Raw genomic sequence first — 10,388 nt, 5'->3', positions numbered from 1 at the left:
AAAAGTTTTTAATGTATAAATAAACCCCTCTCCAAACCTCTCCCCGACGCGGGGAGAGGCTTTGAAACCCCCATTCCCTGGTAGGGAAGGGGGCTGGGGGGTTAGGTTCTTGGAAATTATTGGTTTCATCTAATACTTTTCAAACAACCTCTTAGGCATATAAATGTAAAACCTAGATAGCTCAAGGGATTCAGGGCTAAAAAAGTTAAGAAGGTCCCATCAGGGATACAGAAAAATTTAAGGTAATTTCTATAGTAGCCCTTGATTTATAATTAATTTCTATTAATTACACTAGAAAATTATCAAAACTTAATTATGAAAACCCCACTTGCTTTTCCTATTAAAACTAGAACCGAAGATAGCTTTGGTGTTACCTTTGCTCCATTGTCTCTTGAGGAAATCTATACTAAAGCTGATGACCCAGCTAATGGTGCTGTGGTGCTAATGAGTGGGATGGTTCGTAATCAAACCGACGGACAACCTGTGGTTGCTTTAGAGTATCAAGCTTACGATCCGATGGCATTACAAGTATTTTATCAAATTGCAGATGATATTCGCTACCAATGGCCTAATGTGAAGCGGGTGGTCATATATCATCGCATTGGGCGGTTACAAGTTGGAGAAATCAGTGTTTTAGTGGCTGTGGGATGTCCCCATCGAGGTGAAGCATTTGCTGCTTGTCAATATGCAATTGACACCATTAAACACCAAGCACCTATTTGGAAGAAAGAACATTGGCAAGATGGTTCTAGTAGTTGGGTGAGTATTGGTGCTTGCGAAGTGACGGACGCTAATTGTTAGAAGAAAAATAGGTAAGTTTTAATTCGTAACCGGGTTGAAAGTCTTTCTGTGTCTGTGTTTGCAGTTCCCATGCTCGTAAGGTACAAAGTTTTCTAGTTTTAGGGAACTCTTAACAGGGAATAAATTGGTGTGTACTTCATTAAAGGGTGTTTGAAAAGTCTAAATTCATACTTCACTGGGCGACTAGAAGTCGCGACTACACAGACAAAACCCACCTCCGTGGGTTTCAAACCCTTGATTTTTCGTTAGTCCACGCAGGTGGACTTGGCTTGTGTAGTAGTGAATTATATTCGCCCAAAACTTTTCAAACATCCTCTTAGACTGGGAAACGCTATAACCCTATTGCGGTAACTGTTAAAATTGCTTTTTTAAGCATTTAGTGAGTGAGGTTTGTTTGATTTTGTAATTAAATTTAATTAAACAATTGTAAATTAATAGAGAATTTTATTTGCAATTGTTTACATAACTATCAGTAAATATCAGATAACTATTGCGGTTTGTAACTATTTTGCATATTCGTTCGGAATAGTCCTTTAGACTAATTGACGATGGAAAAACCAAAATAGTTGGATCAAGGCAATGGACTCTGTAAATTTATTTTGTCATGAATTTGTAGTTGCTGTTTCCTCTGTAGCTTGTATTATGGGGCTGTTTTTACTGTGGGATGACAAGAAGCAACAAAAAGATGATGCTCAAGAAACAGAAGAAATTCTTTTGAGAATGAGCTTTGCTTACTGGCTGGTTTACTGCGTGGCTTTTGGGATCGAAAAGACAGTTTTACCAAACTGGGAAAGTTTAGCAATGGCCGTGAAAATTACTACAGCGTTATCCTATTTTTTAACTTTTTCTTGTATCCTCAGTTTACCATTACATAAATTTGCAGTGCATGAAGTTGAGGAATAATCAAAAGTTAAGGGAGGAGAATATTCGGCTCTTCCCTTTGTGAATCGTCGTATTCATGTAATTTTCATAGCGATCGCAATTGCTATTTCCAGTTGCTCCAATTCCAAAGTCGTGAGAACAAATACCTCTTGTACCGTCTTACCCTGCCGTGCAATGACTTTATAACCCCCGCGAATGGGTACAGACACACGCAACTGCATTTTTGGACAATGACCTCTCGCTCGCCCAATGACTGCCGGTGTTACAGTGTGAATGCCGTCTTGTTGACATAGACGTTCTAAAATTGCGATTAGACCAGAAATGTGGGTGGAGTGATTCCAGACTAGTCTACCATCCGTGGGTTTGCCCATGATTATGCTGCTTCCAGAGGAGCCATAGTCAAACCAGCCCGTCGCAGCTGTTGGTGGTATAGTTCCGCTTGTTCCTGGGGACCTACCCAAACGATCGCTTGTCCTTCGTAATGTATCTGATTTGTGAGATCCCAAGCGCGATCGCTCGACATTCCCGGAATATACTTGAGCAAACACTCAGCTACATGGGGAAATGTATTGAAATCGTCATTCAATACAATCACTTTGTAATTTGGATAAGTTTTGCGAGTAACTTGATTAACCCGATCAGGTGTTACTGTTGGCGCTGTTGCCATGCCATAAACAGCTGTTAGTCTTTTAAGCATAAGTAGGTTGGCGTTAAAAATTGTCGTTATGACAAGGGAACAGGGAACAGGGAAGAGGTTTTGAGCCAATTTTGCTTTTCGTTACATATTTCTGTTTTTCCCCGTCCACCTACATAGAACAATAATTGAAAAGGACAGAGGGACACAGGGACGCGAGGACAGGGGGAAATCCCATAGAAGACAGCTAGAAGATTCAAACTTGAGCAGGGTTGCGCTCCGCGTCTTTGCGTCTTTTTAGTCAAAAAAGAGGTTTGACAAACCCAGACTACAAAAACTAGTTTAACCTAACTTACTTTAACTGTATCAACATTTATAGTTCAGTTTTTCTTAGATATCGGTTACAAAAAAAGGGAATAGGGAATAGGGAATAGGGAATAGGGAATGGATAAGAAACTTTAGTTCTGAGTTTAAAGCTCAATCAAGTCGCTTCTCTACGAGACGCTGCGCGAACGCTCCAATTAAAAATTAAAAATTATTAATTAAAAATTGCAATCAGTGGGGGCTTGCAGCCAAAATTAATTAAAAATTATTATTAATCTTAAATTTTTAATTTTTAACTTTTAACTTTTAACTTTTAATTAAAAAAGGTCATTATTTCAATCTCATGTTTCTAAACATGAGTTTTTTTTGTTAAGAGTTGCCCGTTAAGAGTTCCCTCTGAATGATTTTAGGATTCTTTATTAACTTAATTAAGTTTATTAACTTAATAACTAAATAAATAAATGAATTAACTTTAGAGATGACAGCAGTATTTGGCAGTTGCTATACAGGTGTTAGGTTATGAGAAAAGCAAAATATGATTTTAGGTGTGGAGAGGTTTTCTGTAATTTCTGAATAAAGGTTTTTAATTTACACAAAATTATTTGTATAGATGAAATTAGCAATATCTAGCAATGTCAGCTCAACCTTATTCTTCTAGAGATAGATGATGTATGAAATTTAATTAAGAGGATGTTTGAAAAGTCCCTCATAGTGTATCAAAAACTCTCATATCCCCCCTTGTAATGATTATCATTTTTACAATACTGTATATTTTATTTCCGCAGGGGGCAGGGGGCAGGGAGCAGGGGTAAAATTATTCGTATAAATACTTAGAAAAGTAAATAATATGAAATTTGCTTAAAAAGTTGAAAAAACACCTGAAAGTGACTTGACTATTTACTTTTGATCTGGGTATTATTTTTAATGTGCGTGTGGTTGACTTTACACAACATTTTGGGTATTTACGTGAACCCACCTGTCTGGTGAACAATTTCAATTTTGTATTAAAGGACGATGATGATGAAACGATTTATTATGCCTTTGGTGATTAGTGCTGCTGCTGTTGGTGGTGCTATGACTTGCTTATCTCCTGCTAATGCGGTGGTAGTCACTTTGAATAATACTCAGTATAATGTGACTACTGTTGGGGGAACGTTTAATAGCAATCAGATTGCTCTAGAATTAAACCCTTGGTGGGGGCAATCGGATGTCGCTCAATCATTTGCCAACCAAGTCCAAACCCCGGAACTTCGGTTTGCGTGGACTCGACTTGATATCGGTATGTTTGGTTCTGTTTCAAGTCGCGTGTTTGGTGTCGGTGAAGAAGTTATAGATACCCGTGTTATTCCTGCCCAGTGGGCTGTAGCCACTGAGCTACCCCAAGCAGAAGTACCCTTCGACAACATCCCCGGAGGAGCAACAATTCCGACAGTGGGGGGACTGTTCGCCTTGGGACTGATGAGAAAGGCTAAAAAGAGCATAGCATCAAAAAGCCGACTCGCCAACCCTGTAACCGGGACGGTTAGCTAGGATTTGCAGGGAGCAGGGAGCAGGGGGCAGGGGGCAGGGGGAATGGAAAAAGAACCAATCAAAAGTCATGAAGACCTAGAAGTATACAAAATGGCATTTGATGTTGCCATGAACATCTTTGAATTATCTAAAAAGTTTCCTGTTGAAGAACGTTATTCTTTAACTGACCAGATTCGTAGATCATCCCGTTCTGTATGTGCTAATTTAGCTGAAGCTTGGAGAAAACGTCGTTATGAAGCAGCTTTTATAGCTAAATTGAATGACAGTGTTCGCGGAGCGTGTCGTAGACAAGCTGAAGCAGCAGAAACGCAAACTTGGCTAAAATTTGCTGTGAAATGTGGTTATTTAGATGTTAATACAGCCAGAGAACTTTATGCAACTTACAACCGAGTTTTAGGCACTCTAGTAACTATAATCAACAATCCATCTCCCTGGTTGATAAAACGCTAATTTCTCATCTCCCTGCCCCCTGCCCCCTGCTCCCTGGAAATACAAAAAATTAAAACAAACCTATGAAAACAAAAAAAGCCGCAAAAGTCCCTACCAAAGCAATAGAAATCACTGAAAATCTTGAAAAGCGTTCATTTGCCTTATTACGCATTACTGGTTATTTTCTGCTCGTGTTTTCCCTGGTTAACTACCTAGCCATTCTCCTTCCGCCTCAGCTAACAAACCCCAATTGGGAATTTGAGGCAATTGGTAGAATGGTGGATAATGTTTGGTCTATCTTGCTAGGTTTTACATTCATATTTTTATTCACCCAATCTAGCATAATTAATGGCAAACAAATCGCTACATTAAAATTTTTATCTTGGATAGCTTTAGTAATTGGCATATTTTATCTATTAATGTTGCCCTTGGGCATCAATAATAGCTTAACACTTTATAGGAATATAAACAATCAATTTGCTACTCAACAAGCACAACAACAAGAGCAGATTCAGCAAATCACCGAAAGATTGCAAACAGTAACATCTCCTCAACAACTAAATAGTATTGCTAGTGGTTTAAATATTCCCATAGATCCTAACTCTAACAAGTCTCCTGAAGAGTTGAAAAAACAAATTTCTCAGCAAATTCAAACTTCGGCTCAAACGGCTTTAGATACAGCCACTACAGCAAAAAGAGGACAAACGATAAATTTAGTTAAAACATCTGTAAGAATTAACTTAGGGACAATTATTTCAGGATTTTGCTTTATTAGCCTTTGGAGATTAACTGGTTGGATACGTACCATTGATAAAAATGTTTAATTGCCAACTTCTAATTATGCTTGAAAAATGTGAACAATAATGTTCATCAAACAAACCAAACTTACCGACACCAAAGCAGAACAATTAAAAGGTGGGGCAAAGCGTAGATTTATAGCACAAACAGTGGTGGCATTGGGAAAAGGAGGACAGTCACTGGCAGCGCGAGAGTTAGGATGGAATCGCGTCACCATTGGCAAAGGAATTAAAGAATTAACCAATATTTACAAAGTTTCAAAAAGAAGAAATTAAGAAAAAAATTATAGAAGTTATTCCAGCTTTAGCCATTGCCGGTGCGGGAGTTGGTGCTACTATTGGGGGACCTGTTGGTGCTGCTATTGGCTTCCTCCTGACTCCTGACTCCTGACTCCTGGCTCCTGGCTCCTGACTCCTAACCCTAACGGAAAGACTTTTATACCTACGGCTCCCGTAAGGGATACAGCAAGCCCTATCTATTTTTATCAACCTTAGAGGGTGTTTGAAAAGTCTCAATCCATACTAACCCTGGCGAATATAATAAGGTGCAAGGAATAGACATTTTACCCATCAAAAACTTATCACTTTTCCGCCAAAGCAACTATTCAAAAGCTGCTTCTAATTCTTCCTCCTGACTCCTGACTCCTGACTCCTGGCTCCTGGCTCCTGACTCCTAACCCTAACGGAAAGACTTTTATACCTACGGCTCCCGTAAGGGATACAGCAAGCCCTATCTATTTTTATCAACCTTAGAGGGTGTTTGAAAAGTCTCAATCCATACTAACCCTGGCGACTAGAAGTCGCGGCTACACAGACAAAACCCACCTCCGTGGGTTTGAAACACCTGTTTTTTGGTTAGTCCACGCACGTGGACTTCGTTTGTGTAGTAGCGAATTATATTCGCCCAAAACTTTTCAAACATCCTCTTAAAGTGAAGCGATATTACCGCCAATCATCCCAATTTTGGTTAAAAATGGAAGTATCAGGAAAAGCCGTAGGATTACCATTTTGCTCCAACAGACGTTTGAGAACTTGTAGTTGCGGTTCCTGTTTAGGTAAATCATCAACTAATTGGTAAGGTGCGATTCCTTGTTTGAGAGCAAAAGCAGCCACAGTTCCCGCAGCCGCACCAGAAGACCACTCAAAAGAATGTACCCGATAAGCAGCAGCAGCTATGTGACTAGTAGCAATACTCTTACCACCTACTAATAAATTATCAATCTTTTGGGGAATCATCGCCCGCAGAGCAATTTGGAAAGGATACGCTTGTCCCGCACCACGTCTTTCTCCTGCACGTTCCGTATTACCAGGTGCTTCTGCGGGACTTTTTGTCATGCAAGGATGAAAATCAATAGCGTAGTGACCGATACCTACAGCATCAGGGAAAATAGTCGAACGACTTCGCCGCATAGCTTTATCAGGAGAAACTTCACCCCTAATTACAGAAGTAGCCTCTAAACCAGCCAGTGTCGCTTTTAACTGGCGATACATATCTGTCGGCAAAGTTTTACGGTAATATTCGTCATTATAATTGCGGCGAGAAATATCAACTTCCCAAATCCCAAAACCTTGCGGTTGTCCCCAACTGGGACGGCCAATAATGCGTCTTCCTTCCCGCATATAGGGATATTTCGATAAACCATGTACTGTTCCCATTGGGGAATTTAAACCCGTTAACAACCGATTATTTGGGTACGGTTTTTTTACACCTTCACCTAATTGAGAATCAGTAGTTCCCGCATACAACCAATAAAAATAGGAAAGAGCATTTTCTTCACCTTTGCGGAAAGTTTCAGTTCGCAATCCCCCCATCCAACCACCTGGCTGTAACTGGCCACTGGCTTGCAACTGTTGACGAGTGTAGATGAGATTATCATCTTTAGTTCCTGGACGGTAGTCATTACCCCAAGTCCAGTTTTGCATAGAGATATCCCCAGGAGTAGGAACAGTAAAATTAATACCACCAAATTTCATTTGTTTTCCTTGTTGAGGACTCCAAATGCGACGATAGGTAAACACTAAATCAAAATTCGCCAGTCGTGCTAATTCATAACTGAAATATGGTGCATATTGTGAGTAAAATGGAGGCATTGCTTGCTGTTGCGGTTCCTTAGTCGCCTCCATTGCAAAAGTGTAGGTAAAACCTTGAGTACAATAAGGATCGTTAGTGGTGCTAGAAGAGGAAGGTTCCAGGTAAGAGAGTGCATCAATACCCAAGCGATAAGGAACATCTGCTAAAGCGATAATTTCCCCAGTTTCACTGGTATCAATAACGTACCATTTTGAGGCATTATTTTGAGCTTGTTTGGGGACGAAGCGAATAATAGCTTTACTCAACCGAGATGAGTTTTCATAGCGATAAGCATCTTCAATGGTTTGAGATAAAGGAAAAGTGTTGAGAGGTGGTGCGCCTTTTGTGGGTTGATGTTGAATAGCTGTGGCGTTGTTAATAATTTTACCATCAGCACTAATTCCTAATTCTTTAATTACGGTGTTGGGAAACCATTGCAACTTTCCTTTACCCTGCTTTTCTGCATCTTTGAGCATTTGGGTAAGAATGTTGTGAGCATCACGAGGAAGAAAGCAGGAGTCACTTACCCAACAATCGCCGGGGTTAAGTTTACCATATTTGCGTTGAATACGGTTTCGTAATTCCAAATATCCGCGAGAATAGAATTGTTTAGCCCGTTGAGTTGGTCTTTCATCTAATGCAGATGTACCTTGAGAGGAGATTTGTCCACCCAACCAGTCAGTAATTTCCGTTAAGCAAACTGTCCGTCCTGCAAGTAACCCCTCATAAGCTGTCGCTGCACCGGATAGTCCACCACCAACAATGAGAATTTCACAATTTACGGTTTTATCTGGGTTTCTGGGTGGGGTAGCGCTGACGAAATAGGGGGTGAGAAAGGTGGGAAGTAAACTGAGACTGATGATTGATTTCTGGAAGCTTTTTTTGTCTCTGCGCTTCATGGTTTATGCACTCCGTGTACTACTGCGTCAACTTGTAGACGGTAGCATCTGAAGAAATGTTCTTTACAAGGTGGGTGATCTCAAATCCATCTGGCAAATTCTATCTTGTCCGGTTAAAGACTTATAATAAGGTTTGTAGTCAGGTCTTTAGACCTGAAAGTAGGGCTAAAGCCCTAACTACGAGCCAATTTCAGAATTTGTTACCTTACTTAACATAGTTTTATTTATTTTCGCCTACCTACTTACTCAGTACACCTGAATTTTCTATAATCCTATTCCCTATTCCCTATTATGGATATTATTGAAATTCTCAAAGCCGACTATCAAAGATTTCCCGTTGATCAAACTTACAGCATTTATGCTTCTGATGTTTATTTTCAAGATACGGTTTTTAAATTTCGTGGTTTAGAACTTTATAAATGGATGATTAAATTCATTCAGACTTTTTTCTTAAATCTGAAAATGGATTTGCATAACATCCAACGTCAAGAAGACATCATTAAAAGCGAATGGACGCTGAGTTGGAATTCTCCCCTTCCTTGGAAACCACGCATATCTATCTCTGGTTGGAGTGAATTACGTCTTAATGCTGATGATTTGATAGTTTCCCACATTGATTATTGGCATTGTTCAAGTTTAGATGTACTAAAGCAGCACTTCTTTTCCGTAAACAACGGATAATGTAAATAAATGTAAACAAAATTCAGGCAGGACAGAATCATCCATGCGAGTAATTTTAATGACCGGCAAGGGTGGCGTAGGTAAAACCTCCGTTGCGGCTGCAACAGGGCTGCGTTGTGCAGAACTCGGATACCGTACATTAGTTTTAAGTACAGACCCTGCTCACTCCCTAGCAGACAGTTTTGATCTAGAATTAGGACATGATGCCCGACAAGTCCGCCCAAATTTGTGGGGAGCAGAACTCGACGCACTCCAAGAATTAGAAGGTAACTGGGGTGCGGTGAAGCGTTATATCACTCAGGTGTTACAAGCAAGGGGTTTAGACGGGATACAAGCCGAAGAATTAGCCATTTTACCGGGAATGGATGAGATTTTTGGCTTGGTCAGAATGAAACGTCACTATGATGAAGGGGAATTTGACGTTTTAATTATTGACTCGGCTCCGACTGGTACGGCTCTACGTTTGTTGAGTTTACCAGAAGTCGGCGGCTGGTATATGCGGCGCTTCTATAAACCTTTTCAAAACATCTCGGTAGCACTTAGACCTCTAGTTGAGCCTATTTTTAGACCAATTGTTGGTTTTTCGTTACCAGATAAAGAAGTAATGGATGCTCCTTATGAGTTTTATGAACAAATAGAAGCTTTAGAAAAAGTATTGACTGACAATACTCAAACTTCAGTCCGTCTTGTCACCAACCCAGAAAAGATGGTGATTAAAGAATCTCTCCGCGCTCATGCTTATTTGAGTTTATATAATGTGGCTACCGATTTAATTATTGCTAATCGCATTATTCCTAAAGAAGTTGAAGATCCCTTCTTCAAACGTTGGAAAGAAAATCAAGAACAATATCGCCAAGAAATTCATGAAAACTTCCACCCCTTACCTGTGAAGGAAGTACCTCTTTATTCTGAAGAAATGTGCGGTTTAGCAGCATTAGAGAGACTCAAAGAAACGCTCTACCAGGATGAAGATCCAACTCAGATATATTATAAAGAAACAACTATCCGAGTTGTGCAGGAAAATAACCAATACAGCTTGGAACTGTATTTACCGGGTATTCCCAAAAACCAAATTCAACTCAATAAAAGTGGCGATGAATTAAATATTACGATTGGTAATCATCGTCGTAATTTAGTTTTACCGCAGGCTTTAGCAGCACTTCAACCATCAGGTGCAAAAATGGAAGATGATTATCTAAAAATTCGCTTTGCTGACATTGGGAAGGTTTAGATGATTACTTAACAGGTGACTGAAAATTCTTATAGCAATCCAACTACATGATACAGCAGAATTCAGGAGTCAGGAGTAAAACTGGCTTGGTATCTAGGTTTCAATTTTG

Annotated in this window: 12 protein-coding genes; 8 read left to right on the top strand and 4 right to left on the bottom strand. The window is 39.8% G+C overall.

The window, feature by feature from the left end:
- Positions 1 to 315: 315 nt before the first annotated feature.
- Both A9Y75_RS19660 and A9Y75_RS19655 read left to right on the top strand, forming a co-directional pair.
- A complete protein-coding gene (locus tag A9Y75_RS19660) occupies positions 316 to 801 on the top strand; it encodes a molybdenum cofactor biosynthesis protein MoaE (RefSeq protein ID WP_071191219.1) in 486 nt (161 codons plus the stop codon).
- 579 nt (positions 802 to 1,380) lie between these two features.
- Entirely contained in the window at positions 1,381 to 1,704 is a 324-nt protein-coding gene (locus tag A9Y75_RS19655) for a hypothetical protein (RefSeq protein ID WP_071191218.1), read from the top strand.
- A 53-nt stretch (positions 1,705 to 1,757) separates the two neighbouring features.
- Here A9Y75_RS19655 and A9Y75_RS19650 read toward each other — a convergent pair whose 3' ends face one another.
- The gene (locus A9Y75_RS19650) at positions 1,758 to 2,054 is read right to left on the bottom strand and encodes a DUF2103 domain-containing protein (protein ID WP_071191217.1); all 297 of its coding nucleotides are present in this window, start codon (positions 2,052 to 2,054) and stop codon (positions 1,758 to 1,760) included.
- Between the two features lie 2 nt (positions 2,055 to 2,056).
- Positions 2,057 to 2,380 (bottom strand): ATP-dependent Clp protease adapter ClpS, encoded by a 324-nt coding sequence (gene clpS, locus A9Y75_RS19645; protein ID WP_026104235.1) that lies wholly within the window; start codon positions 2,378 to 2,380, stop codon positions 2,057 to 2,059.
- A 1,281-nt stretch (positions 2,381 to 3,661) separates the two neighbouring features.
- On the opposite strand from clpS, the gene A9Y75_RS28750 reads away from it, so the two are divergent.
- The 4 genes from A9Y75_RS28750 to A9Y75_RS19625 all read left to right on the top strand — a co-directional run bounded on the left by A9Y75_RS28750 (position 3,662) and on the right by A9Y75_RS19625 (position 5,673).
- The gene (locus A9Y75_RS28750; RefSeq protein ID WP_071191216.1) at positions 3,662 to 4,171 is read left to right on the top strand and encodes a hypothetical protein; all 510 of its coding nucleotides are present in this window, start codon (positions 3,662 to 3,664) and stop codon (positions 4,169 to 4,171) included.
- Between the two features lie 42 nt (positions 4,172 to 4,213).
- Complete coding sequence (locus A9Y75_RS19635; RefSeq protein ID WP_071191215.1) at positions 4,214 to 4,621, top strand: four helix bundle protein; 408 nt, start codon at positions 4,214 to 4,216, stop codon at positions 4,619 to 4,621.
- A 62-nt stretch (positions 4,622 to 4,683) separates the two neighbouring features.
- Entirely contained in the window at positions 4,684 to 5,424 is a 741-nt protein-coding gene (locus A9Y75_RS19630; RefSeq protein WP_071191214.1) for an HpsJ family protein, read from the top strand.
- A gap of 39 nt (positions 5,425 to 5,463) precedes the next feature.
- Positions 5,464 to 5,673, top strand: a complete 210-nt coding sequence (locus A9Y75_RS19625) for a hypothetical protein (RefSeq protein ID WP_071191213.1) — start codon at positions 5,464 to 5,466, stop codon at positions 5,671 to 5,673.
- Here A9Y75_RS19625 and A9Y75_RS28745 read toward each other — a convergent pair.
- A complete protein-coding gene (locus A9Y75_RS28745) occupies positions 5,656 to 5,886 on the bottom strand; it encodes a hypothetical protein (protein ID WP_177176248.1) in 231 nt (76 codons plus the stop codon). The two genes, A9Y75_RS19625 and A9Y75_RS28745, sit on opposite strands and share 18 nt — an antisense overlap.
- Before the next feature lie 453 nt (positions 5,887 to 6,339).
- Positions 6,340 to 8,367 (bottom strand): FAD-dependent oxidoreductase, encoded by a 2,028-nt coding sequence (locus tag A9Y75_RS19620; protein ID WP_071191212.1) that lies wholly within the window; start codon positions 8,365 to 8,367, stop codon positions 6,340 to 6,342.
- Between the two features lie 291 nt (positions 8,368 to 8,658).
- On the opposite strand from A9Y75_RS19620, the gene A9Y75_RS19615 reads away from it, so the two are divergent.
- Complete coding sequence (locus tag A9Y75_RS19615) at positions 8,659 to 9,048, top strand: DUF2358 domain-containing protein (RefSeq protein WP_071191211.1); 390 nt, start codon at positions 8,659 to 8,661, stop codon at positions 9,046 to 9,048.
- 43 nt (positions 9,049 to 9,091) lie between these two features.
- On the top strand, positions 9,092 to 10,279 hold the full coding sequence (locus A9Y75_RS19610; protein WP_071191210.1) for a TRC40/GET3/ArsA family transport-energizing ATPase: 1,188 nt from the start codon (positions 9,092 to 9,094) through the stop codon (positions 10,277 to 10,279).
- Positions 10,280 to 10,388: the final 109 nt, after the last annotated feature.

This window comes from Trichormus sp. NMC-1 (genome assembly GCF_001858025.1).
In the GTDB taxonomy this organism is placed as follows: Bacteria; Cyanobacteriota; Cyanobacteriia; order Cyanobacteriales; family Nostocaceae; genus Anabaena.
Note: the sequence above shows the minus strand (reverse complement) of the source record. Positions and strands in the feature narration are given on the sequence as shown.

What these genes read in the sequence shown, in the direction of transcription:
- A9Y75_RS28750 (WP_071191216.1), top strand. Translation starts at nt 3,662, where the DNA reads ATGAAACGATTTATTATGCCTTTGGTGATTAGTGCTGCTGCTGTTGGT.
- A9Y75_RS19630 (WP_071191214.1), top strand. Translation starts at nt 4,684, where the DNA reads ATGAAAACAAAAAAAGCCGCAAAAGTCCCTACCAAAGCAATAGAAATC.
- A9Y75_RS19625 (WP_071191213.1), top strand. Translation starts at nt 5,464, where the DNA reads ATGTTCATCAAACAAACCAAACTTACCGACACCAAAGCAGAACAATTA.
- A9Y75_RS19610 (WP_071191210.1), top strand. Translation starts at nt 9,092, where the DNA reads ATGCGAGTAATTTTAATGACCGGCAAGGGTGGCGTAGGTAAAACCTCC.
- clpS (WP_026104235.1), bottom strand. Translation starts at nt 2,380, where the DNA reads ATGCTTAAAAGACTAACAGCTGTTTATGGCATGGCAACAGCGCCAACA.
- A9Y75_RS19615 (WP_071191211.1), top strand. Translation starts at nt 8,659, where the DNA reads ATGGATATTATTGAAATTCTCAAAGCCGACTATCAAAGATTTCCCGTT.
- A9Y75_RS19655 (WP_071191218.1), top strand. Translation starts at nt 1,381, where the DNA reads ATGGACTCTGTAAATTTATTTTGTCATGAATTTGTAGTTGCTGTTTCC.
- A9Y75_RS19650 (WP_071191217.1), bottom strand. Translation starts at nt 2,054, where the DNA reads ATGGGCAAACCCACGGATGGTAGACTAGTCTGGAATCACTCCACCCAC.
- A9Y75_RS19620 (WP_071191212.1), bottom strand. Translation starts at nt 8,367, where the DNA reads ATGAAGCGCAGAGACAAAAAAAGCTTCCAGAAATCAATCATCAGTCTC.
- A9Y75_RS19635 (WP_071191215.1), top strand. Translation starts at nt 4,214, where the DNA reads ATGGAAAAAGAACCAATCAAAAGTCATGAAGACCTAGAAGTATACAAA.
- A9Y75_RS19660 (WP_071191219.1), top strand. Translation starts at nt 316, where the DNA reads ATGAAAACCCCACTTGCTTTTCCTATTAAAACTAGAACCGAAGATAGC.